The following is a 23,299-nucleotide window of genomic DNA, read 5'->3' on the forward strand; positions in this document are numbered from 1 at the left end:
CTTATCTTCCTCGTAAAAATAATTTATCTAAATCATTGATACTTAATTGAATCCAAGTGGGTCTGCCATGATTACATTGGTCGGCTCGATCTGTATTTTCCATCTCCCGAAGTAAGCCGTTCATCTCTGGAATCGTTAATAATCGATGCGCCCTTACTGCACTGTGACAGGCTTTAGAAGCTAATCGCTCATGTTTTGCTGCCTCAACTAGTTGTGCCGAACCAATTTCATGCAAATCTGTAATTAAACCTTTCATCAGCATGGCTGGCTCTGACCTACTTAGCAAAGCTGGCAAGCTACGAATGCTAATTTGCTCCGGACCAATGGGACTAATATCAAAACCTAAATCACTTAATAAAGTTTGGTTTTCAGTTACAGCAGCCATTTCAACTTGGCTAATATTTAGAACAATTGGCACTAGTAAGTTTTGAATAGATACTTGTTGATCGATGTCTTTTTTAAACTGCTCATATAAAACACGTTCATGGGCAGCGTGCATATCCACGAGCACTAAACCTGCCTTATTTTGAGCAAGAATATAAATTCCAGCCAATTGAGCAATGGCGTTGCCTAAAGGAAACTCATCTTCTGAGGAAAGATTTTGAGAAGGGCTGATGACCTGATGAACTTGTGAAAACTGAGGATCAATCGTATTTTGTAAAGCAGGATTAGGTATGGAAAATAATTGCCGCATCGAATCTTTGACGGAAAGAGACATTTGTACAGATTGGGGTTGCGAAAGATTTTTGAAAGTGTAGGGCGTAGGCACAGCTTGTAATTGAGTGGGAGCCATGCTCTCGCTACTAGCCCCATTAACTTGCGAAGATGCCGAGGGATTGGAGTCACGAGACTGTCCAGCACCTCGAGCTAAACGGTCCTTAATACTGTGATAAATAAATTGATGTACGGCTCGACTATCTCTGAAACGAACTTCTGTTTTCGCAGGGTGAACATTCACATCTACTAATTCAGGACGGATGTTTAAACAAAGAACTAAGATAGGTTGCCGATCACCATGTAAAACATCTTGGTAAGCACTTCGGATAGCATGGTTAATTAACTTATCTTTGACGAAGCGTTGATTAACAAAAATAAATTGTTGGTCAGCTCTGGCCCTACTTGCAGTGGGAGCCCCAATAAAACCAGTTAAAGAAATGATTTCAGAACTGTTTTCGACAGCAAGTTGTGCCGCTTGGAATTCTGCGCCAAGAATTTCATTAGCTCTCGTTTCTAAGCTACCAATTAACCATCGATGGAGTGGCTTCCCGTTGTGCCAAACCGCAAAACCAATTTGCGGATTGGCTAAAGCCACGCGTTTAATTGCATCAATGCAATGGCCTAGTTCAGTCGTCGTCGATTTTAGAAACTTCTTGCGAGCTGGTGTGTTGTAAAACAAGTCTTCAACATCAATCCGACATCCCTGAGTTCCTGCCGCTGGCAAGATTTCGTGACTGGGGTGGGTTAATTTCCAAGCATGATCGTCTAGGATCGTTTTTGTTGTAATACTTAACTTGGACACTGAGGCAATGGACGCTAATGCTTCTCCCCGAAATCCCATAGTTAGAACGGATTCTAAATCTTCTAGACTGGTGATCTTACTAGTAGCGTGTCGTTTCACGGCCAGTAATAACTCTTTGGCGGGAATTCCTTGCCCGTCATCTGTAATCACAATACGCTGAATACCACCTTCTTCTAACCTTATCTCTATTGCTAGAGAGCCAGCATCAACGGAATTTTCTAAAAGTTCTTTGACTACTGCGCTAGGACGTTCAATCACTTCACCAGCAGCAATCTGACTGATTAAGCGATCGGAAAGTTCTTCTATCGGTTTTATATCCATAAGATTATTTTCTCATGATTGTGGACATTTAATACTTAAATGTTATTATCGTGCGGTGGAACAAATCATCTCAATCTTTCAAACTATTATGCACATCGGTGATCACATTGGTGAGTATGGTACGTGGACTTACGGTATTCTTAGCGGTATTATTTTTGCTGAAACTGGTTTTGTTATTTTCCCTTTTTTACCAGGTGATACCCTTCTCTTTACAGCCGGGGCTTATTGCGCCTCAGGACAATTAAATATCGTCCTCTTAAATGCTTTAATTATTGGTTCGGCGATTGCAGGTAACACAGTCAATTATTGGGTTGGTCAATACTTGGTTACTAAGATTGACATTACCAGCGCCAAATGGATTGACCAAAAAGCGCTGTTACGAACGCATGGATTTTTTGAAAAGCATGGTGGGAAAACAATTATCCTAGCTCGCTTTCTGCCAATTGTGCGCTCATTTGCACCGTTTGTGGCAGGGATTTCTGGCATGACTTTTACGAAGTTTCAGCTATTTAACGTTGCTGGAGCCTGTCTTTGGAGTCTTAGCTTAACTATCTGCGGTTACTTTTTTGGAAATTTACCTGGTATCCGTGACAATTTAGATTTAATTGTGGTTATAGGGATTGGTGCGGCGGTAGTACCTTTGACCATAGCCGGATTTTTTAAGATTATCAAATCCATTTTTAATCAAAAAAGATAAAGTTATCTACTAAAATTCAGTTTTACTGAAATTATTTAGTGGAATTTGAGGCTTTTCTCGATATCAGCTAGTTGCTCTCTGATTTCAGATGCATCCTTCGCATCTGGTATGCTCTCTAAATATTTTGCTAAGTCTGCAACCGCTGGCCTTAAGTAATCTAGTTGGGCATAAGCTAAACCACGATCCCTAATTTCTTCGATTTCATTCGGCAATAAAATTACGATTCGTTGTTGAATGCTAAGTAATCTTTCCCATCGGTCTGCATGACTATAAATAGCTTTTAAATTTCGTAAAAATCTAGACAGAATTTCACGGGGTCCAGAACTTCTTAGAAATAGACTTAATGGCAAGCTTAACTCATTGCGATATCCCTGTGCCTCTAAATAGGGGTCTAACATCGCTTGTAATTCAACTTTTGATAATGACGAACCTGTTGTTGGGTCCATGACTACTTCACCTTGAGGTAATGAAATACGAACTAGAAAGTGATTAGGAAAGGAAATCCCTTTGATGGTTAATCCAATTTGTGTCCCTAATTCAATGATGATGATCGCTAATGAAATTGGAATTCCACGACGGCTTCGTAGAACGCTGTGTAAATAAGAATTTTCTGGATCATAGTAATCATTTGTATTTAGCCCAAAACCCATTTCTGTAAAAAAGAAATGCTTTAGATGTTGTAACTTTTGCAAATTACTCGTTTCAGGAGTAAATCTTTGTTGCAGTTTTACTACCATCGTATCGATGTTATCCATGACTGCTTGGACATCCAAATCCGGAAAGGCGTGTTGACCTATAGCAATTGTTGCTTCAGTCAATGGGAAGTGAGAATCTTCCGCGACCAAAGACGTAAAATAATCTAAGTGTGTTGTCGGCATAAATTTAGTGAGAATGGCGTAAAAATTCTTTGAACTTAAAGCCTATTATCCACAGAGTAAAGAAATAAACAATAACGGCACAAGTACCCCAGCCCATCATTAAGAAAATTCTGCTGAGCGGATTTGCTTGAAGATCGATCCAATCATGATAATTAGCCCCAACATGCAATACAGCCCCAAACATGCCAACGCCAATGGATAATCTCAAAAAGAATCGCCCCCACTGCTGCTCACCATATTGCATTACGCCTCGCCGATAAAGGCCCACCCAAAGTAAGAGTGCGTTAATACATGCACCAATACCAATCGATAAAGCAAGCCCAGTATGTTGGAGGTATGGCACAAAAATATAATTGGATATTTGAGTTACTACAAGAACGAGTAAGCCAATTTTGACTGGCGTTTTAATATCTTGTCTGGCGTAAAAACCTGGGGCTAATACTTTAATTAGAATCAACCCGATTAAGCCAACTCCATATGCTTGAAGAGCAACAGTGGTCATCGCAACATCGTGACTACTAAACTTTCCATAATGATAAAGTGAGGTCGCGAGAGGTTCGCCAAAAATAAAAAGGGTAATCGCGGCCGGAGTTGCAATCAAAAAAGTTAAACGAATTCCCCAGTTAATCAACTTTCCGGCTTGTTCATAATCAGCTGCTGCGTTCGCTTTGCTGAGGCTAGGTAGCAATACTGTGCCAACAGCCACACCTAAAAGTGCTGTAGGAAATTCCATCAATCGATCTGCGTAAGTAAGCCAAGAGACACTTCCAGTAGCCAAATGGGATGCAATATTCGTATTAATAATGAGGGATATTTGACTAACCGAAACCGCAAAAACGGCAGGTCCCATTAATTTAAGAACTCTTTTAGCATCGGGATCGCACATCGCTGACTTCACTGCTCTGTAAGAAATACCAATTTGCGGGAGCATGCCTATCTTCAGCAGCGCTGGTATTTGCAAGAGTAGTTGAAGAACACCTCCTACCATGACACCAATTGCGAGACCATAAATTGGGGTAGATAGTTGAGGTGCAATATATAAAGCACCTAAAATCATCCCCAAATTGAGTAAAACTGGAGTAAAGGCAGGGATCATAAACCGCTTATTGCTATTAAGAATGCCTGCCGCAAGTGAAACCATCGAAATAAAGCCAATATATGGGAACATGATTCTGGTTAAAACTACGCTTAATTCGAAAGTTCCCTGATTTTTAAAGCCTGAAGCAACGAATAAAACTAAAAAAGGCGTAAAAACAACTCCAAGTAAAACGACTAGTAACAGTGCCCAAAATAAGAGGGTAGAGACCACATTAATGATCTGTTTACTTCTTTTTGGACCAAATTTTGTATTGGATTCACTCAGAATGGGTACAAAAGCCTGAGAAAAAGCGCCCTCGGCGAATAATCTGCGAAGTAAGTTTGGTAGTCTAAACGCCACATTGAATGCGTCAGTCATTTCCGATGCACCAAACGCCCTGGCTATGAGGGTTTCCCTGACCAATCCCAAAACCCGGGATAACATGGTCATACTACTAACTTTTGCGGCGGAGGTTAAAAGATTCACGAGTTATTTTCCCTTTAATTAAAGGGAGTAGTCAAATACTATTTATTAATATATAATTGTGGATTACAAGTTTTCCAGCGATTATTTTAATTAAAATCGTAAGAGAACTAATAAATCAGCAAGATTTTGAATTTATCAATTACTTACATTAGATTTTTTAAGAGAAATAAGAGTTAACTATGGCAAATACAGCTCAAGCTCGTAAGCGTGCACGTCAAGCAGTCAAATTAAACGCTCACAATTCAAGCTTACGTTCACGTTTAAGAACAGCAATTAAATCAGTTCGCAAAGCAGTAGAAGCTGGCGACAAGGAAACTGCAGCTAAAGTATTTTTAGCAGCTCAATCCACGATTGATAAGATTGCGGACAAGAAAATTGTTCACAAGAATACTGCAGCCCGTCAAAAATCACGTTTATCTGCAGCAATTAAATCAATGGCTGTTGCTAACGGTTAAATTGGCTTGGATAAACTGAAAAAGTCCGCACATGCGGACTTTTTAGTTTCAGTTGGGTTTTTTATCGTTATTTAATGGGAATTTCGCACATTTCTGTTAAAACTAGTTCGTTATCTTTTGCAAAGTTAAGAACAAAGTCCAAGGCTCTCGGATCAATATCTCGAAGCCTTTCATCGACAACAACACACTTAATATTTGCAATCATTTCAGGGCAAACGTAGGGTGAATAGGTGTACTTAGGATCGTTATGGTCTGTTGATGGTCTGAATCTAGACATTACTCCGCATAAACGGTCAGCCCAATCGCTAGGCCTAAAAGTTTTACCATGAATAGTTACACCATGAATTAAATATTGTTTGGTCGTCATGGATTTTTTTAGTTCTTCCAGATATTAGAGATTAAGGTTTAATCGAAGTATAGTTTTCAAATTAGAATAGGTAATGAATTTAAGGTTAATCTTAAGAAATTCTGGGTAAATTTACGATTGAATACAATAGATTTTTGGATACAAAATGAATACATCAGCTGACAACCACTTGCCCAAAGTTTCTTTACCCCTGCGTCATTACCTTCAATTTTCTGACTTCAATGCAAGTGAATACGAGTATATTTTAAATCGTTCAAAGGTTTTAAAGGACAAATTCAAAGCCTATGAAACATGGCATCCTTTACATGATAGAACACTTGCCATGATTTTTGAGAAGCACTCTACAAGAACAAGGTTATCTTTTGAGGCGGGAATGCACCAGTTAGGGGGACATGCTGTTTACCTGAACACCAGAGATACACAACTTGGTCGAGGCGAGCCCGTTGAAGATGCTGCGCAAGTCATCTCAAGAATGACGGATATTATTATGATTCGTACTTTTGGCCAAGAAATTTTGGAGCGCTTTGCTGCTAATTCAAGGGTGCCGGTGATCAATGGTTTGACAAATGAATATCATCCTTGCCAAGTGTTAGCGGATGTTTTTACCTTTCATGAAACAAGAGGGACAATCCAAGGTAAAAAGGTTGCATGGATTGGTGATGCAAACAATATGGCGTATACATGGATACAGGCCGCTGCAATTTTAGGGTTTGATTTGCATTTCTCAGGCCCTCCTGGATATGAGATAGATACAACTAGACTCAGTGATTTGGAAAAAAGTCACTTAAAACAATTTAAAAATCCCAAAGATGCTTGCGTTGGTGTGCACTTAGTGACAACTGATGTTTGGACAAGCATGGGATATGAGCAAGAAAATAGTGTCCGGTTAACCGCATTTGCAAATTGGATCGTTGATTCAGAAAAGATGGCAGCGGCTCAACCAGATGCACTGTTTATGCACTGTTTACCTGCCCACCGTGGTGAGGAAGTGTCAGCGGAGGTCATTGATGGTCCGCAAAGTATTGTTTGGGAAGAGGCTGAGAACCGTTTGCATGTTCAGAAGGCTTTGATGGAATTTTTATTGTGTGGCAAATTAAATTAATTGGTAAAGACGATGGAAGATATTAAAAAAGTTGTATTAGCATATTCAGGTGGTTTAGATACCAGCGTTATTCTTAAATGGTTACAAGATACCTATCATTGTGAAATCGTTACGTTCACAGCAGATCTTGGCCAAGGTGAGGAATTAGAACCAGCTCGCGCAAAGGCAATTAAATTTGGTATCAAACCAGAGAACATTTTTATTGATGACTTACGAGATGAGTTTGTTCGTGACTTTGTATTTCCGATGTTCCGTGCCAATACTATTTATGAAGGCGAGTACTTATTAGGTACTTCAATTGCCAGGCCATTAATCGCTAAGCGCCAAATAGAAATTGCTCGTTTAACCAATGCTAATGCAGTTTCTCACGGTGCGACAGGCAAGGGTAATGACCAGGTTCGATTTGAACTTGGCTACTACGCCTTAGAACCCGGTATTAAAGTGATCGCTCCATGGCGAGAGTGGGATCTATTGTCTAGAGAGAAATTATTAGCATACGCTGAAAAACATGATATTCCGGTGGAAATGAAGCATAAGCAAGGTGGTGCACCTTATTCAATGGATGCGAATTTATTACATATTAGCTTTGAAGGTAGACACCTTGAGAATCCAAATGCACAAGCTGAAGAGTCGATGTGGCGTTGGACAGTTTCACCAGAAAGTGCACCAGATCAACCGGAATTTATTGATATTGAATTTTCAAAGGGCGATCCTGTCTCCATCAATGGCCAAGCATTAGGACCAAAAGAAATGCTAACCCAGCTTAATAGTCTCGGTGGTAAGCACGGGATTGGGCGTTTAGATTTGGTTGAAAATCGTTTTGTGGGCATGAAGAGCCGCGGCTGTTATGAAACACCTGGCGGTACAATTCTTTTAAAAGCGCACCGTGGCATCGAAAGTATCACATTAGATCGTGAAGTTGCACATCTAAAGGATGATCTCATGCCGCGCTACGCAAGCCTCATTTATAACGGCTATTGGTGGTCACCAGAAAGAATTGCTCTTCAAACTTTAATTGATCATACCCAATTAATGGTCAATGGTTTTGTAAGACTGAAACTTTATAAAGGATCTGTTTCTGTGGTTTCTAGAGATTCAGTTAATACTTTATTCGATATGAACATTGCAACTTTTGATGATGATGGCGGAGCATACAATCAGGCTGATGCGGGAGGTTTTATTAAACTCAATGCTCTCAGAATGCGGATTGCCGAAATTGCTAGACGTAAAAGATTGAAATAATAAAAGAGGAACTAAAAAAATGAATTTTGAACAAGTTACAGTTGGAAAAAAAGCGAATGTTTTTTTTGATGGCAAGTGTGTTTCGCACACCGTAACCTTAGCTGACGGAACTAGAAAATCAGTCGGAGTTATTTTGCCAAGTACCCTTCGCTTTGATTTATCTACTAAAGAAGTCATGGAAGTAATTGACGGTACTGCTTTTGTAAGTATTAATGGTGGTTCCGAACAAGCATACGCTCCAGCATCAAGTTGGGAAGTTGAAGCAGGCGGTTATTTCACGATTCGTGCTGAAGAGCCAGTGCACTACGTGTGTCATTTCGGATAAGACTTTCAGAACCAATACCTCAAAGAAAGGTTGATAATTCTTTGAGGTAAGTAGTTTATTGTTTCGCCTTAGTTAGAATTTAGGTAAGCCATTTACCACCATGCCAGGCATAAATTTTCTATTACTAAACCACTCACTATTCATTTCTAAAGCAAATCGAGTTGGCCTTATGGGGCAATGATTTTCTTCGGTCTGCGGTAACATTTCTTCGATATTAATAATTTTTCCATCATCTTCTAAAAAAGCAATGGATAGAGGGATTAAAGTATTTTTCATCCAAAAGCAGTGACCCGCTTTTTCATTAAATATAAACAACATTCCAGCATTGGTAGCTAATTCTTTCCGGTACATTAAGCCCAACTGTTGAGACGACGGAGTAGAAGCAACCTCTGCTTGAATAGCTGTTTTACCAATTTTTAACTCAATTACAGGGAGAGCAGCAGCAACTGCCTGAGACTTTATAAAAATAAAACCAATTAATGGTAAGAGAACTTTAATTTGTTTGAGATGAGGGATCATTTTTTAATTTTATGGGAATGAAAGGATTAATATATTGATTAATGTAAAACAAATACTTACGACTGGTAAAAAACCCAAAGTTTGGAACTGTAATATTACGTTATTAATTTTATAATTTGTAAAGATATTTTGTGGCTCGTTTTGATTCCTGACATCTAAATAGTGGTGATGTTTTTGATGTTCTAGCGGAGCAAGTTGGAGTTTTTGAAATTTCTGTAGGTGTTGAATTCCTAGGTTATTTTTAATAGTATCTACGAATATAATCTCTTCAAAAGGTTTTTTTATTTAAAGTAGATTAAATAAGAAAAAAGTAATATTTTTGATAAAAAGTACTACAAATAGGCTGAAAAATACTAGCAAATAGATAAATGAGTAGAATTGATGTATGAATATGAAATTGAGTAAAAATTTAATCTACGCCGCAATACCCATGAAGCCCAACGGGGATGATAGTCGTTCCGTTGTAATGGACCGTGAAGTACAAAAAGTAGAGCCGCCTTCATTGTATCGAGTTGTTTTATTAAATGACGACTTTACGCCAATGGAATTTGTAGTGATGGTTATTCAGGAGTTCTTTCATAAGGATCAAGAAACTGCCACCCGAATTATGTTGCAGGTACATATGGAAGGTAAAGGGGTTTGTGGAATATACACACACGATGTAGCAGCGACTAAAGTTGATCAAGTAGTAGAAATTTCCCGTAAATCGGGTCACCCTTTGCAGTGCATGATGGAGGAAGTATGATCGCGCAAGAATTAGAAGTAAGTTTGCATATGGCTTTTGTGGATGCTAGAGCTGCTAGACACGAATTTATTACGGTTGAACACTTACTTTACGCATTACTTGATAATGCCACTGCAGTGGAGGTTTTAAAGGCCTGTGCTGTAAATGTTGGCGATATAAGAACACTCCTCAAAAATTTTATTAACGATAATACGCCTATCGTGCCTGGCTCAGATGAAGTGGATACACAACCAACTTTGGGTTTTCAAAGGGTTATTCAGCGCGCAATTATGCACGTGCAATCTACTTCAAGTGGAAAAAAGGAAGTTACAGGAGCCAATGTATTAGTGGCTATTTTCGGTGAAAAAGATTCTCACGCAGTTTATTATTTGCAACAACAAGGAATTACTCGACTCGATGTAGTGAATTTTATTAGTCATGGTATTCGAAAAGATCAAGCTGAACCGGCTAAGCAAGAACACCAAAGTGATACTGAAGAGTCAGCAACTGCTAATGGTAAAGATAGTCCTTTAGAACAATTTACGCAAAACCTGAATCTATTAGCTAAACAAGGGAAAATAGATCCGTTAATTGGGCGCGAGCATGAAGTAGAGCGCGTAATTCAGATTCTTTGCCGTAGAAGAAAAAATAATCCTTTGCTCGTTGGCGAAGCAGGTGTTGGTAAGACTGCGATTGCTGAAGGATTAGCTTGGAGAATTACGCAAAAAGAGGTGCCAGATATTCTAAAAGAAGCGACAGTTTATTCTTTAGATATGGGAGCATTGCTCGCTGGAACTAAATACCGCGGTGATTTTGAACAGCGCTTAAAAGGTGTTTTAAAAGCATTAAAAGAAAATCCGCACGGAATTTTATTCATCGATGAAATTCACACGATGATTGGCGCTGGAGCAGCATCTGGGGGTACTTTGGATGCAAGTAATTTACTAAAACCTTCATTGTCTAGCGGTCAGTTGAAGTGTATTGGTGCAACTACTTTCACTGAGTATCGTGGTATTTTTGAAAAAGACGCTGCACTCTCAAGACGTTTCCAAAAGATTGACGTACTAGAGCCAACAATTGATCAAACCGTGCAAATTTTACGTGGCTTAAAATCGCGTTTTGAAGAACATCACGGTGTTAAATATTCTCAAAGTGCTTTAAGTGCTGCTGCTGAACTTTCTGCTCGTTATATTAATGATCGTCAACTACCTGATAAAGCGATTGACGTGATTGACGAAGCGGGAGCGGCACAACGCATATTGCCAAAGTCCAAACAAAAGAAAACAATCAGCCGTGTAGAAATTGAAGATATCGTTTCGAAAATTGCTAGGATCCCTCCACAGTCAGTTAGCGTAGATGATCGCAGTAAATTACAAACTTTAGATCGTGATTTAAAGAGTGTTGTCTTTGGTCAAGACCCCGCTATCGAAGCACTTGCTGCATCGATTAAGATGGCTAGAGCTGGTCTAGGAAATATTGATAAGCCGATTGGTTCCTTCCTATTTTCTGGACCTACGGGCGTTGGTAAAACAGAAGTAGCGAAACAGTTAGCATTCATCATGGGTGTAGAACTAATGCGCTTTGATATGTCAGAATATATGGAGCGTCATGCTGTCAGCCGTTTAATTGGTGCCCCTCCAGGATATGTTGGATTTGATCAAGGTGGATTGCTAACCGAAGGCATCAATAAAAAGCCACATTGTGTTCTTTTACTCGATGAAATTGAAAAAGCCCATCCGGATATTTTCAACATCTTATTACAAGTAATGGACCATGGCACCTTAACTGATAATAACGGACGTAAAGCAGATTTTAGAAACGTCATCATTATCATGACGACTAATGCTGGCGCAGAGACGATGAATAAGTCAACGATTGGCTTTACAAATCCACGTGAAGCCGGAGATGAGATGATTGATATCAAGCGGATGTTTACGCCTGAGTTCAGAAATCGTCTTGATGCAATCGTTTCTTTCAGAGCCCTAGATAAATCGATTATTCTGAGAGTTGTTGATAAGTTCCTCATGCAACTTGAAGAGCAATTGCATGAAAAGAAAGTGGATGCAACCTTCTCAACTGGACTGCGTGAATACTTGGCGAGAAAAGGTTTTGATCCGCTCATGGGTGCCCGACCAATGCAACGTCTCATCCAAGATACAGTTCGTAAAGCTTTAGCTGATGAGTTGTTATTTGGACGTCTAGTGCAAGGTGGAACAGTGACGGTTGATATCAATGATAAAGATGAAGTTCAACTAGATATTCGCTCAGCAACTTCTAAGGGTAAGATTGCAACGCCTGAGATCACAGAAGAAAACTAGTTTGAAATCCCCCTAGATAGGATTAAATTCCATTTAGGGGGCGTTTAAGAAATGCACTGTTAATCCTTCAAAATACCTATACTTCGTTAGGCATGGAATGGACTTTGCTTTGCGCCTCATTTTCAATTAATTGGGCATTAATTGCAGCATCTTCTTTAGATAATAGTCCGCCTTCCCATTTTGCAACCACTGCTGATGCGATAGAGTTACCGACTGCATTGGTTGCAGAACGACCCATATCCAGAAAAGTGTCAACCCCTAGGATCATCAACAATCCTGCCTCTGGAATACCAAATTGATTTAAAGTTGCTGCAATGACTACTAACGATGCTCTAGGAACGCCCGCCATGCCTTTTGATGTGAGCATGAGCACGAGTAACATAGTGATTTGTGTGCCGATTGGAATGTGCATACCGTAAGCTTGAGCGATAAATAGCGTGGCAAAAGTGCAATACATCATCGAGCCGTCAAGGTTAAAGGAATATCCTAATGGCATTACAAAGCTAGAAATTTTACGATTCACACCAAAACGATCCAATGCATCCAGAATTTTAGGATAAGCGGCTTCAGAGCTTGCCGTGGCAAATGAAATCAAAAATGCTTCTTTGATATTGATCAGTAAATCTTTGATTCTGGGCCCTAAAAAGATAAAACCTGCAAAAATTAAGACGAGCCACAAACAGAATAATGCAACGTAAAAATCGACCATGAAAATAGCCATATCAGCCAGAATTCCGAGGCCATTGACAGCTACTGTTGAGACCATCGCGGCAAAGACTGCGATCGGGGCAAACTTCATGACATAGGTCGTGATTTTCAGCATCACATGAGAGAGCTCATCGATGCTTTTGACCAGATATTTCATTTTTTCACCCAATGAAGCCATGGCAATACCAAAGAAAATGGAGAATACGACGATCTGTAAAATCTCATTCTTGGCCATCGCATCGATAAATGATTTAGGGATTAGATGCTTGATAAAGTCATGAAAAGTGAATTCTGAAGTTGCTAAATTCGCACTCAAATGCGCATCAGGTATCGGGAAATTTAAATTAGCACCTGGTTGCATAATATTGGAAAAGATTAAGCCTAATATTAAAGAAATCAGTGAAGCACTCAAAAACCAAGCTAAGGACTTAAAAAATACTCGACCAATCGCTGCCGCGTCTCCCATATGTGCAATACCAACCACTAGGGTTGAAAATACAAGGGGGGCAATAATCATTTTGATAAGCGTTAAAAAAACTTCTGAAAGAATAGAGAAGTTATCGGCTAATAATTTAATCTGATCTTTATCTTGAATTTGGGAATTGATTAAATATCCAACGACAATTCCTAAGGACATGGAAATTAAAATCCAAGCCGTTGCTGATATTTTCTTCATTTATTCATCCTGTCTCTGATTATTTTTTTGAAATACACTTAACGAATTTCTAATTATTTTTTACCGGTACTACCAAAACCTCCAACTCCACGATCACTCGACTCAAACTCGTCAACCAAATCCCACTCCACTTGAACAACCGGGACGATAACTAACTGAGCTAATCTTTCCATGGGTTCTAATTTAAAGGGCTGCTGACCCCGGTTCCAAGTACTGACCATTAACTGTCCTTGATAGTCAGAGTCAATTAAGCCTACTAAGTTACCTAAAACAATACCGTGCTTATGACCAAGACCCGAACGAGGTAAGATTAGGGCACAATAATTAGGGTCCGCTACAAAAATAGACAAGCCTGTTGGCACAAGAATTGTTTGACCAGGCTGTATTTCCACTGCCTCATCAAGACATGCGCGTAGGTCTAAGCCTGCACTACCTTTGGTTGCGTAGGTAGGAAGCATTTCACGCATTCTTTCATCTAGTATTTTGACTTGCAATTTTTGCATCTTTATATCCTAAGTGATTTGTATGAAATAGTGATTTTTAGTCAAATTTTTTTATATCAATTATTTTTGCGGTGCAATCTTAAGGACAACTCTGAAATAATAATTCTTGCAATCGATAGTTTATCCCTTGCTTGGATTGGCTTTATGCCATTCTCATCAATTAAACTGACTTGGTTCTCGTCTTTACCAAAGGTACTCGGACCATGGTTAGCAATTAACATTGGGAGATTTTTTTTAAGTCGTTTTTGTTGGGCGTACTCTTCAATATTTTCAGATTCAGCCGCAAAGCCAACACAAAATGGCTTTGGATGGTTAGTTGAGTTGGCGATAGTTGCCAAAATATCAGGATTTAATTCAAACTCCAGAACGGGTAGGCTCGAATCCGAAGTTTTTTTAATTTTTTGTGACTGTCTATTTTTAATTGTCCAGTCCGCTACAGCTGCGACACTAAAGAAAATATCACATGGTGAATTTTCCACCACAGTCATCATCTCTTTAGCGGTTTGAACATTGGTTCGGATTACCTTACCAGTAAACTCAAGAGGTGTGGCCAGTGATACTGGCCCACTCACCAAGTGAACTTGAGCGCCTGCTTCTAGGGCCGCTCTTGCAATAGCAAAGCCCATTTTCCCTGAACTTAAGTTGGTAATACCTCTGACAGGGTCAATCGGTTCATAGGTTGGACCAGCCGTTATGAGGACTTTATAACCATTGAGTAACTTGGGTTGAAAAAAGGCAATAACACCCTCTAAAATCTCAGAGGGTTCAAGCATTCGCCCCATACCCACTTCACCACAAGCCTGAGCACCACTAGCTGGACCTAATAACGTTACGTTATCAATTTTTAATCGATCAACGCTTCTTTGTGTTGCAGGATGTTCCCACATTTGTCGGTTCATCGCGGGTACCATGACCAAAGGACAGTCTTTAATGATGCCATTTATTTCATGGCCTCTTGCTAGACATAACGTGGATAAAAGGTCATCCGCTAGACCTAGTGAATGTTTTGCCATGAAATCAGCACTCGCAGGAGCGACTAGAATTAAATCGGCATCTCTGGATAATTCAATATGGGGCATGCCATTTGAGATTCGATCATCCCATTGGCTAACAAATACAGGTAAGCCGCTTACTGCTTGCAGCGTCGTTGGCGTCACAAATTGTGTTGCCGCCCTAGTCATGACTACTTGTACGGTTGCCCCTTCTTTGATTAATGCTCTGACGAGCTCAGGGGTTTTGTATGCCGCAATCCCACCAGTGATACCTAAGAGAATTTTTTTCTGATGAAGAGAGAATTCATTTGGGGTATCAAGCATGTTTACCTTTGTTTAATAACTCTTCTTAACTCATCAAGAATTAACAAGATAGTTCCTAAAGTAATAGCACTATCGGCCACGTTGAAAGCCGGCCAATGATACTGGCGATAATAAACATCAATAAAATCGACTACCGCGCCGTGGGTAAAACGATCAATAAGATTACCTACCGCTCCGCCCAGAATCATGGAGATAGAAAAGCAAAAAATGCTTTGCTGAGCATGTCGAAACAATAACCAAATCATGACGATGGTCGCTATGATTCCGATTGCTATAAAAAACCACTTCTGCCATCCAGCGCCATCAGCCAGAAAAGAAAATGCCGCCCCAGGATTGAAAACTAATACCCAATTTAAAAAGTCATTGACTCGAATACTACTTCGATGCGGAATTGTATCTAGAACAACTAACTTACTAATTTGGTCGAGGATAATCACGACAATAGATAACCCAATCCACAACAGGAAGGGCTTACTTTGATTGGACTGATAACCTCTTTTTGCCATTTTCTACCTAAAATACCTTTAATGGAATAAATTACTTGCTAGCCGACAATTACGCAAAAACCCTCTTTTCACCCTGACCAAATAAGTTTTCATCACAACGACCACACAGGGTAGGATGCTCTTTATTTTGCCCAACGTCAATTCTGTAATGCCAGCAACGGTCACACTTTTGATGTGCTGAAGCTCTTACTGCAACAGATAAAGGAGTGCCAACATCGTCCTGAACTTGCACTTTTGCGGCAGAGGTAATCATTACAAACTTTAAGTCATCTGCGATAGAACTCAAAACGTTTGCTTGTTCTTTAGGCGCATGAATTTCGATTTCGGCTTGTAAGGAAGATCCAACTTTTCCCGCAGATCTTTCTAATTCAATCGATTTAGTGACTTCTTGCCTAACTTCGCGAATGATTTGCCACTTCGTAATTAATTCTGCAGAATTATTTGGAATAGAAAGTTTTTCATAGATTTCTGTAAAGATCGTAGATTCTTTAGCAGTACTCGGATGAAAGACTTGCCAAGCTTCTTCAGCAGTAAAGGAAAGAATTGGCGCCATCCAGCGTAAACAAGATGCCGTTATTTGATATAGAACGGTCTGTGCTGATCTTCTAGCGACTGAGTTAGGGGCTGAGGTGTACAAACGATCCTTCAGAATGTCTAAATAAAAGCCACCGAGATCTTCAGAGCAATAGGAAAGCAGTCTTGTAACTACATGATGGAAATCGTATCTTAAAAACCCATCAATAATCTCTTCTTGAACTTGTGCATTTAGACTCAACATGTACTGGTCAATTTCGAGTAGATTTTCAAGTTTAATCGTATCTTTACTCGGATCAAAATCACTTAAGTTGGCAAGTAAAAAACGCAGAGTATTCCGAATGCGACGATAACTTTCAACCACACGTTTGAGAATTTCATCCGAGATAGTCATCTCACCAGAGTAATCCGTAGATGCAGTCCATAAGCGAATGATTTCAGCACCCATCTTGTTTGCAACTTCTTGGGGTACGATGACATTACCCAAGGACTTACTCATCTTTCTACCTTGACCATCCACTGTGAAGCCGTGCGTCAAAAGGGCTTTGTATGGAGGTTTGCCATCTAACATCGTACCGGTTAGCAGTGATGAATGAAACCAACCACGATGCTGATCAGAACCTTCTAAATAAAGATCTGCCAATCGTGTTTCAGGTTGAGACTGGCTTTCATCCGCAAAGGTGTCGGCGTGTGATCCCCTTAAAACGTGCCAATGGGTTGTCCCGGAATCAAACCAAACATCGAGCGTATCTCTATTTTTTTCATATAAATCCGCATCACTTCCTAAAAACTCTTCTGTGTGGACAGTTTGCCAAGCCTCAATGCCATTTTTTTCAATGAGTTGGGCAATTTTTTCCATGTGTATAGGAGTATCTGGGTGAAGCTCACCCGTTTCCTTGTGTACAAAAAACGCCATTGGTACACCCCATTGACGTTGACGTGACAATGTCCAGTCAGGACGGTTCACAATCATGCTGTGAAGGCGTTGTTTGCCCCACGCAGGAAAAAAGTTCGTTGCTTCAATCCCAGCAAGTGCAGCTTCTCTTAGGGATTTTCCATGATCCATTGGAGTTTTATCCATGCTGGCAAACCATTGGGAGGTAGCTCTATAAATGATGGGTGTCTTGTGACGCCAGCAATGCATATAGGAATGCGCAAATTGATATACGTGGATTAGTGATCCTGCTGCACTTAAAGCCTCAACGATGATTGGATTTGCTTTCCAGATAAATTGACCGCCAAATAAAGGGAGAGTTGACGCATAAACACCATTACCCATTACCGGATTAATGATGTTTTTATCAACCATACCATTTGCCTTACAGGATTTAAAATCTTCATCACCATAGGCCGGAGCACAGTGAACAATCCCCGTGCCACTTTCGGTTGTAACATAGTCGGCGCAATATACGGGAGCAATTCTTTGATAGCCTGGATCACTATTAAACAATGGATGCTTAAATTGAAGAGTTGTTAAAGCGTTACCCTTACATACCCCTAGTACCTCTCCTGTCAAGCCATAAGTTTCTAAACAATGCTCAACGCGATCTTTCGCTAAGATCAACATTTGAGCGGGCGTATCAACTAATGCATATTCAATTTCTGGGTTAACGTTTAATGCTTGGTTCGAAGGAATGGTCCATGGAGTAGTTGTCCAAATAACAATCGAGCCCTTTTTTTCAGGCAAACTAGTTAAACCAAAGATACGGGCAATTTCTGAAAACTGTTCAGTTTGAAATTCAAAACCAACATCAACTGCTGGATCCGTTTTGTCTTGATATTCCACCTCAGCTTCGGCAAGTGCAGAGCCGCAATCAAAACACCAGTTGACCGGTTTTAAGCCACGAAAAACATAGCCTTTTTCCATAATCTTCGCAAGTGCGCGTAACTCATTGGCTTCATTGACAAAGTCCATTGTGAGATAAGGATGATCCCAATCTCCGAGCACGCCTAAGCGTTTAAAGTCTTCTTTTTGAGAGGCAATCTGCTCAGTAGCGTAAGCTCTCGCTTTTGCTTGCACTTCAGCGGTTGCTAGGTTCTTACCAAACTTTTTTTCAATTTGAATTTCGATTGGCATACCGTGGCAATCCCACCCGGGTACATAGATCGCATCGAAATCCATTAAGGTACGACTCTTAACAATCATGTCTTTTAGAATCTTATTAACAGCATGACCGATATGAATATTACCGTTTGCGTAAGGCGGACCATCGTGCAGAACGAACTTCGTCTTACCCGCCCGCGCTTTTCTAATTAATTGATAAATCTTTTTTTCTTGCCACTCTTGAATCCATTTAGGCTCTCTTTTGGGGAGATCGCCTCGCATTGGAAATTCGGTATCGAGAAGATTAACGGGGTATTGGTTTTCAGACATTTAAATATTCTTAAAGTAATTAATTGCAGCTTGAGCATCTGCATGAATGGCTTCTTGCAATGCTTCTAAATTGGGGTATTTTGCTTCATCACGCAATTTCTCTATCAATTCTACTTTGATTAATTTGCCATAGACATTTTCATTAAAATTGAAAATATGTGTCTCAAGTAAAACTCGACCTTGATCCTCAACCGTCGGGCGAACCCCCAAGCTCGCAACGGCTGGCAAAGGGTTTTCATGCAAACCATGTACTTGAGCGATAAAAATACCCGTTGTTGCCGGAGGTGTTTTATGACTCTCCTTAGAGACCGCCAAATTAAGGGTAGGGAAGCCAATTGTTCTGCCTAGTTTTTTACCATGCTGCACATGACCAGTAAAAGCATAGGGCCTTCCGAGTAATTTTCTTGCAGTTTCTAAATCACCCAGTTTAAGTGCCGTTCGAATCGCGGTACTAGAGATTCTCTGCTTCTGATTATCCAAAACGGAATTAACAGACTGGACTTCAAAACCAAAAATTTTCCCTGCAGCACTCAATGTTTCAAAATTTCCTAGTCTTTTAGAGCCGTAATGAAAATCATCGCCCACCACAATGTATTTAGCATTCAGGCCTTGAATTAGGATTTTTTCCACAAACTCATCGGCGGTGATTTTTGCAAAATTAGCATTGAAGTGCTCAACTACCACCTGATCAATCCCACAATCTTTGAGAGCTAACAGCTTATCGCGCAGACTATAGATTCGACTAGGTGCATGACTTGGTGTAAAAAATTCCTTAGGGTGCGGATCAAAAGTTAAAACACAAGTTTTTAAATCATTGTCCTCTGCGTAAGAACTCAGTCTTTTTAATAATGCCTGATGTCCCTGATGCACACCATCAAAATTGCCAATGGTTAAAGCGCAAGGGGCATGAATTATAGAGGGGGGAGTTCCGCGGAATACTTTCACAATTGCTAGTAATTATATTAGAAATGAATGAAGTGATCGATTTGTTGCTGATTTTTAAAATCCACTTTTGGCAGATAGGCATAGTAAAATTGGATATTCGAACTGATTGTGAAAGTAAAAGGTAATTGAGAAATATTGTCGTACTCATCTCAGGCAAGGGATCGAATCTTAAAGCTATTCTTGAAGCCCAGCGTGACCATCATTGGGACGCCCAAATAACTCGTGTATTTTGTAATCGACCTAATGCGCCTGGCATCGAGATTGCAGAGACTTTTGGAGTCCCTGTCACAGTCCTAAATCAGCAAGATTTTATAAATCGCGATGCTTATGATCAGTGTTTGCTGTCACAAATTCAACTTGAACAACCGGATCTAGTGGTATTGGCTGGGTATATGCGTATATTAAGTCACGAATTTGTTGATTATTATGCTGGTAAATTGATCAATATTCATCCTTCCTTATTACCAAGTTTTCCTGGCTTAAATACCCACCAAACCGCCCTTACAACCGGGGTCAAGTGGCACGGCGCAACGGTGCATTTTGTGACCCGAGAGCTAGATGTTGGCCCAATAGTGGCCCAGGGTGTTGTTCCTGTCCATAATTATGACAATCTTGACACATTATCTGACCGCGTACAGGCAATAGAACATATAATCTACCCTAAGGCAATTGAATGGTTTTTAAAGGATCAAATTTTTCTGCAAGATGGTATTGTCAGTGTGATCCCACCACAATCTCAGTTTTTTTCGTAGGCCTATGCGCCCATCAAAATTGAGTTCAATCACAATGTTATGACTAAAGCAAATAAACCCAATCCCAGAAATAGAGCATCTACATCTAGAAATACCTCTAGTGAAACCAATAGCAGTTCTACGCCAAAAAGAACCACACCCTACAACCCAGCAATGGCAAAAGCAAAAGCCTTGCCAATTCACTTAGAACATTTAATTCGGCTTTTGCCAGATGTTCTTCGGTTTGATGCACCAGCCGATATGACGGTTTCTAAGTACTTTAAAGAAAATAGTCAATTAGGTAACCGAGATCGTGCATTAATAGCTGAGAGTACTTTTGCAGTTTTGAGAAGAAAATTAGAGTTAGCGCAGTATGCACAAAGTGGTAATGGTCCATTATTTCGTCGATTAGCTCTCCTTGGAATGATGTTGTCCCTATCTGAAGGTGGTTTAGGAACGGCGAATCGATTAGAGAGTGCTTTAGCTGATCTGGCTTTTGTGGCTCATCCTGGTGAAGTGGAATGGTTACAGCGATTTGTAAGCTACCCAAGGGATAGCCTTACAGAGCAAGTTAGTGCTAACTTACCAGAGTGGTTGTGGTTAGAGTTAGAAACTCAAATAGGTACAAAAGCCCGTAAACTTCTTGCTGATGCGCTTTTAAAACCAGCTTCCTTGGATTGTCGTATTAACACACTAAAAGCAAAGCGTGAAGATGTTTTAGCTCAACTGAATGAACTTGGTGGGCGTTATCAATCCGTGCCAACACCCTATTCAGAGTTGGGTTTTAGAATGCTAGGCAAACCGGCACTCCAAAACTTACAAAACTTTAAAGATGGCATGTTTGAGGTACAAGATGAAGGTAGCCAACTATTGAGTATGCTACTTGCCCCAAAACGTGGTGAAATGGTCGTTGATTTTTGTGCAGGCGCTGGTGGTAAAACATTAGCCATGGGAGCCTTGATGAAATCAATGGGCAGACTGTATGCGTTTGATATATCAGCAAGAAGACTCGCTAGATTGAAACCTCGTGTTGCAAAAAGCGGTTTATCCAATGTCCATCCAGTTTGGATTGATAGTGAAAATGATGCAAAAGTAAAACGCCTCTCTGGAAAAATTGACAGAGTCTTGGTTGATGCACCATGTAGTGGATTAGGAACATTACGTCGTAATCCTGATCTGAAATGGCGTCAGACTTTAGAATCTGTTTCTGAGCTGCAAGCGAAACAATATTCGATCTTATGCTCAGCTGCAAAACTATTAAAAGTGGGCGGTAGACTTGTTTATGCTACTTGTAGTTTGTTGGAACAAGAAAATCAAACAATCGTGAATGAATTCTTGAAAAATCACCCTCATTTTGAGTTGTTGGACCCCAAAGAGGTCTTGCGAGGTGATTTCCCAGTCATTGACGATATGCCTGTTGGTGCATCTGCAGATAATTCTTGGTGGCAGTTATGGCCAAGTAAGCATGAAACTGATGGCTTTTTTGCTGCTATTCTGACTAAAAAATCAGCATTAATCAGCGAAAAAACTCCTCCCCATGAGGAAAAGCAAGATAACGAGTAAAATTTCTCTCTAAGCAATCAATGGTTGAAGGTAAATAAACATGATTTTAAGTAATTCTAATTTTTTTGAATTGGCTTCTGAAACAGCACAGGTTGTTTCAGACTGGTTAGCAAATGGTTTATTAAATGCATCCGGTTGGTCAATGTTTGCCTACTTGATGATTGTGACTCATATCACTATCGCGAGCGTAACAATCTTTTTGCACCGTTGCCAGGCCCATCGCTCTTTAGATCTTCACCCGATTCCGGCTCATTTCTTTAGATTTTGGTTATGGCTAACTACAGGTATGGTTACCAAAGAGTGGGCTGCTATTCATCGTAAGCACCACGCTAAATGCGAAACTGAAGAAGATCCTCATAGTCCGCAAGTATTAGGACTGCACTGTGTATTTTGGCGCGGAGCTGATTTATACAAAATTGAAAGTAAAAATCAAGAAACTGTTACTAAGTATGGTCACGGTACACCTGATGATTGGGTAGAGAAAAATGTTTACTCGAAATATCAGTGGCAAGGTGTCGCTTTAATGATGGTGATTGACCTAATTCTTTTTGGTGCTTTTGGCGGCCTTATTTGGGCAATTCAAATGATGTGGATTCCCGTAACTGCTGCAGGTATTATTAATGGCATCGGGCATTATTTTGGTTACCGTAACTACGATTGTGAGGATGCCTCAAGGAATATTGTTCCATTTGGCATCTTGATTGGTGGGGAAGAGTTACACAATAACCATCATACTTTTGCTACTAGCGCAAAACTATCCAGCAAATGGTATGAATTTGATATCGGCTGGTTATATATTCGGATTTTAGAAAAATGTAATTTAGCTAAAGTTAAAAAGAGTATTCCTAAAATTAAAACCCAGGCAGTGCAAATTCCGAACGCGGAGTTACTCGCCTCGGTCATCCATCATCGTTATGAAGTAATGGCAAGATACACATTAACCCTTCGCAAAGCTTTTGCTGAAGAAGTAGAGGGAGTGAAAATATTAGCTAAAGATTTTTCTGATAATCACTTATGGCTTTATAAGGATGAGGAAAAATTAACTTCATTGGAAAAGTGCCGTTTAGAAAGCTTAATCATCAGTAATGAGCATATTGCTACTTTGGTTCATATGCGCAGAGAACTAGTTCAACTTTGGGCTAGAACGCATCATTCCAAAGAGCAGTTAGTTGAGCAGTTACACACTTGGTGTAAAAAAGCAGAACATAGTAAATCTGAGTATTTAAGAAATTTCTCAATGAGTTTAAGAGCAATTGCCTAAACTAGTCTAATTTAAACTATCTTTTACTCATTAAACTAGTATTTACAACTATCTCACCTGTTCGCATTACGTTAACAGGTGAAAAAAATTAGTATCCTTGCTAATACGATCTCAACGAACTCTCAAAATAAAACCATAACCTAGTTCTAGG

The 23,299-nt window shown here is 39.9% G+C and carries 21 protein-coding genes; 10 read left to right on the forward strand and 11 right to left on the reverse strand.

Annotated elements, in window-relative coordinates; all coding sequences use genetic code 11:
* Position 1 precedes the first annotated feature (1 nt).
* Positions 2 to 1,840 (reverse strand): DNA mismatch repair endonuclease MutL, encoded by a 1,839-nt coding sequence (gene mutL, locus AOC35_RS15050; protein WP_108648528.1) that lies wholly within the window; start codon positions 1,838 to 1,840, stop codon positions 2 to 4.
* A gap of 55 nt (positions 1,841 to 1,895) precedes the next feature.
* Here mutL and AOC35_RS15055 point away from each other — a divergent pair, with 55 nt between their 5' ends.
* Positions 1,896 to 2,537, forward strand: coding sequence for a VTT domain-containing protein (locus AOC35_RS15055; RefSeq protein WP_245898534.1), 642 nt, complete (start codon positions 1,896 to 1,898; stop codon positions 2,535 to 2,537).
* Between the two features lie 35 nt (positions 2,538 to 2,572).
* On the opposite strand, the gene AOC35_RS15060 is transcribed toward AOC35_RS15055, so the two are convergent.
* Complete coding sequence (locus tag AOC35_RS15060; RefSeq protein ID WP_108648532.1) at positions 2,573 to 3,415, reverse strand: SirB1 family protein; 843 nt, start codon at positions 3,413 to 3,415, stop codon at positions 2,573 to 2,575.
* A gap of 4 nt (positions 3,416 to 3,419) precedes the next feature.
* Positions 3,420 to 4,979, reverse strand: coding sequence for a murein biosynthesis integral membrane protein MurJ (murJ, locus tag AOC35_RS15065; protein WP_108648534.1), 1,560 nt, complete (start codon positions 4,977 to 4,979; stop codon positions 3,420 to 3,422).
* 179 nt (positions 4,980 to 5,158) lie between these two features.
* On the opposite strand from murJ, the gene rpsT reads away from it, so the two are divergent.
* Entirely contained in the window at positions 5,159 to 5,434 is a 276-nt protein-coding gene (gene rpsT, locus AOC35_RS15070) for a 30S ribosomal protein S20 (RefSeq protein ID WP_108648536.1), read from the forward strand.
* Positions 5,435 to 5,501: 67 nt separating this feature from the next.
* Here the strand turns inward: rpsT and AOC35_RS15075 are convergent, their stop codons facing one another.
* Positions 5,502 to 5,801 carry a DUF3579 domain-containing protein gene (locus AOC35_RS15075; protein ID WP_108648538.1) on the reverse strand — a complete coding sequence of 100 codons (300 nt, stop codon included), beginning with the start codon at positions 5,799 to 5,801 and terminating at the stop codon, positions 5,502 to 5,504.
* Positions 5,802 to 5,946: 145 nt separating this feature from the next.
* Here AOC35_RS15075 and argF point away from each other — a divergent pair, with 145 nt between their 5' ends.
* Genes argF through ppnP form a run of 3 tightly spaced genes read left to right on the forward strand, consistent with a single transcriptional unit; the run spans position 5,947 to position 8,470 of the window.
* On the forward strand, positions 5,947 to 6,903 hold the full coding sequence (gene argF, locus AOC35_RS15080) for an ornithine carbamoyltransferase (protein WP_108648540.1): 957 nt from the start codon (positions 5,947 to 5,949) through the stop codon (positions 6,901 to 6,903).
* 12 nt (positions 6,904 to 6,915) lie between these two features.
* On the forward strand, positions 6,916 to 8,145 hold the full coding sequence (locus AOC35_RS15085) for an argininosuccinate synthase (protein WP_108648542.1): 1,230 nt from the start codon (positions 6,916 to 6,918) through the stop codon (positions 8,143 to 8,145).
* Between the two features lie 19 nt (positions 8,146 to 8,164).
* Positions 8,165 to 8,470, forward strand: coding sequence for a pyrimidine/purine nucleoside phosphorylase (gene ppnP / locus AOC35_RS15090; protein WP_108648544.1), 306 nt, complete (start codon positions 8,165 to 8,167; stop codon positions 8,468 to 8,470).
* 72 nt (positions 8,471 to 8,542) lie between these two features.
* Here ppnP and AOC35_RS15095 read toward each other — a convergent pair whose 3' ends face one another.
* Positions 8,543 to 8,989: a DUF192 domain-containing protein gene (locus AOC35_RS15095; protein WP_108648546.1), complete on the reverse strand. Its 447-nt coding sequence runs from the start codon at positions 8,987 to 8,989 to the stop codon at positions 8,543 to 8,545.
* A gap of 391 nt (positions 8,990 to 9,380) precedes the next feature.
* Here AOC35_RS15095 and clpS point away from each other — a divergent pair, with 391 nt between their 5' ends.
* Positions 9,381 to 9,734, forward strand: coding sequence for an ATP-dependent Clp protease adapter ClpS (gene clpS, locus AOC35_RS15100; protein ID WP_108648875.1), 354 nt, complete (start codon positions 9,381 to 9,383; stop codon positions 9,732 to 9,734).
* The gene (gene clpA, locus AOC35_RS15105; protein ID WP_108648548.1) at positions 9,731 to 12,031 is read left to right on the forward strand and encodes an ATP-dependent Clp protease ATP-binding subunit ClpA; all 2,301 of its coding nucleotides are present in this window, start codon (positions 9,731 to 9,733) and stop codon (positions 12,029 to 12,031) included. The genes clpS and clpA overlap by 4 nt, the downstream gene beginning before the upstream one ends.
* Positions 12,032 to 12,107: 76 nt before the next feature.
* Here clpA and AOC35_RS15110 read toward each other — a convergent pair whose 3' ends face one another.
* Genes AOC35_RS15110 through AOC35_RS15135 form a run of 6 tightly spaced genes read right to left on the reverse strand, consistent with a single transcriptional unit; the run spans position 12,108 to position 19,593 of the window.
* The gene (locus AOC35_RS15110) at positions 12,108 to 13,415 is read right to left on the reverse strand and encodes a dicarboxylate/amino acid:cation symporter (protein ID WP_108648549.1); all 1,308 of its coding nucleotides are present in this window, start codon (positions 13,413 to 13,415) and stop codon (positions 12,108 to 12,110) included.
* A 53-nt stretch (positions 13,416 to 13,468) separates the two neighbouring features.
* A complete protein-coding gene (dut, locus tag AOC35_RS15115; protein WP_108648551.1) occupies positions 13,469 to 13,918 on the reverse strand; it encodes a dUTP diphosphatase in 450 nt (149 codons plus the stop codon).
* A gap of 56 nt (positions 13,919 to 13,974) precedes the next feature.
* Positions 13,975 to 15,234: a bifunctional phosphopantothenoylcysteine decarboxylase/phosphopantothenate--cysteine ligase CoaBC gene (coaBC, locus tag AOC35_RS15120; protein ID WP_108648553.1), complete on the reverse strand. Its 1,260-nt coding sequence runs from the start codon at positions 15,232 to 15,234 to the stop codon at positions 13,975 to 13,977.
* Between the two features lie 2 nt (positions 15,235 to 15,236).
* Complete coding sequence (gene lspA, locus AOC35_RS15125) at positions 15,237 to 15,740, reverse strand: signal peptidase II (protein ID WP_108648555.1); 504 nt, start codon at positions 15,738 to 15,740, stop codon at positions 15,237 to 15,239.
* A gap of 49 nt (positions 15,741 to 15,789) precedes the next feature.
* The gene (gene ileS / locus AOC35_RS15130; protein WP_108648557.1) at positions 15,790 to 18,648 is read right to left on the reverse strand and encodes an isoleucine--tRNA ligase; all 2,859 of its coding nucleotides are present in this window, start codon (positions 18,646 to 18,648) and stop codon (positions 15,790 to 15,792) included.
* Complete coding sequence (locus AOC35_RS15135) at positions 18,649 to 19,593, reverse strand: bifunctional riboflavin kinase/FAD synthetase (protein WP_108648559.1); 945 nt, start codon at positions 19,591 to 19,593, stop codon at positions 18,649 to 18,651.
* Between the two features lie 125 nt (positions 19,594 to 19,718).
* Between AOC35_RS15135 and purN the strand changes: the two genes are divergently transcribed.
* The 3 genes from purN to AOC35_RS15150 are packed head-to-tail and all read left to right on the forward strand — an operon-like array spanning position 19,719 to position 23,148.
* Positions 19,719 to 20,345: a phosphoribosylglycinamide formyltransferase gene (gene purN, locus AOC35_RS15140; RefSeq protein WP_108648561.1), complete on the forward strand. Its 627-nt coding sequence runs from the start codon at positions 19,719 to 19,721 to the stop codon at positions 20,343 to 20,345.
* A 39-nt stretch (positions 20,346 to 20,384) separates the two neighbouring features.
* Positions 20,385 to 21,887, forward strand: a complete 1,503-nt coding sequence (locus tag AOC35_RS15145; RefSeq protein WP_108648563.1) for an RsmB/NOP family class I SAM-dependent RNA methyltransferase — start codon at positions 20,385 to 20,387, stop codon at positions 21,885 to 21,887.
* Between the two features lie 40 nt (positions 21,888 to 21,927).
* Positions 21,928 to 23,148: a DesA family fatty acid desaturase gene (locus tag AOC35_RS15150; RefSeq protein WP_108648565.1), complete on the forward strand. Its 1,221-nt coding sequence runs from the start codon at positions 21,928 to 21,930 to the stop codon at positions 23,146 to 23,148.
* The last annotated feature ends 151 nt before the right edge of the window (positions 23,149 to 23,299 follow it).

The sequence above is a fragment of the Polynucleobacter rarus genome (assembly GCF_003072505.1).
GTDB lineage: Bacteria > Pseudomonadota > Gammaproteobacteria > Burkholderiales > Burkholderiaceae > Polynucleobacter > Polynucleobacter rarus.

Excerpts from the sequence above, each read along its gene's own strand:
- AOC35_RS15085 (WP_108648542.1), top strand. The coding sequence starts at position 6,916 with ATGGAAGATATTAAAAAAGTTGTATTAGCATATTCAGGTGGTTTAGAT.
- AOC35_RS15060 (WP_108648532.1), bottom strand. The coding sequence starts at position 3,415 with ATGCCGACAACACACTTAGATTATTTTACGTCTTTGGTCGCGGAAGAT.
- rpsT (WP_108648536.1), top strand. The coding sequence starts at position 5,159 with ATGGCAAATACAGCTCAAGCTCGTAAGCGTGCACGTCAAGCAGTCAAA.
- AOC35_RS15095 (WP_108648546.1), bottom strand. The coding sequence starts at position 8,989 with ATGATCCCTCATCTCAAACAAATTAAAGTTCTCTTACCATTAATTGGT.
- mutL (WP_108648528.1), bottom strand. The coding sequence starts at position 1,840 with ATGGATATAAAACCGATAGAAGAACTTTCCGATCGCTTAATCAGTCAG.
- lspA (WP_108648555.1), bottom strand. The coding sequence starts at position 15,740 with ATGGCAAAAAGAGGTTATCAGTCCAATCAAAGTAAGCCCTTCCTGTTG.
- AOC35_RS15150 (WP_108648565.1), top strand. The coding sequence starts at position 21,928 with ATGATTTTAAGTAATTCTAATTTTTTTGAATTGGCTTCTGAAACAGCA.
- dut (WP_108648551.1), bottom strand. The coding sequence starts at position 13,918 with ATGCAAAAATTGCAAGTCAAAATACTAGATGAAAGAATGCGTGAAATG.
- coaBC (WP_108648553.1), bottom strand. The coding sequence starts at position 15,234 with ATGCTTGATACCCCAAATGAATTCTCTCTTCATCAGAAAAAAATTCTC.
- AOC35_RS15110 (WP_108648549.1), bottom strand. The coding sequence starts at position 13,415 with ATGAAGAAAATATCAGCAACGGCTTGGATTTTAATTTCCATGTCCTTA.
- clpS (WP_108648875.1), top strand. The coding sequence starts at position 9,381 with ATGAAATTGAGTAAAAATTTAATCTACGCCGCAATACCCATGAAGCCC.
- AOC35_RS15075 (WP_108648538.1), bottom strand. The coding sequence starts at position 5,801 with ATGACGACCAAACAATATTTAATTCATGGTGTAACTATTCATGGTAAA.
- ppnP (WP_108648544.1), top strand. The coding sequence starts at position 8,165 with ATGAATTTTGAACAAGTTACAGTTGGAAAAAAAGCGAATGTTTTTTTT.
- ileS (WP_108648557.1), bottom strand. The coding sequence starts at position 18,648 with ATGTCTGAAAACCAATACCCCGTTAATCTTCTCGATACCGAATTTCCA.
- AOC35_RS15145 (WP_108648563.1), top strand. The coding sequence starts at position 20,385 with ATGACTAAAGCAAATAAACCCAATCCCAGAAATAGAGCATCTACATCT.
- clpA (WP_108648548.1), top strand. The coding sequence starts at position 9,731 with ATGATCGCGCAAGAATTAGAAGTAAGTTTGCATATGGCTTTTGTGGAT.
- argF (WP_108648540.1), top strand. The coding sequence starts at position 5,947 with ATGAATACATCAGCTGACAACCACTTGCCCAAAGTTTCTTTACCCCTG.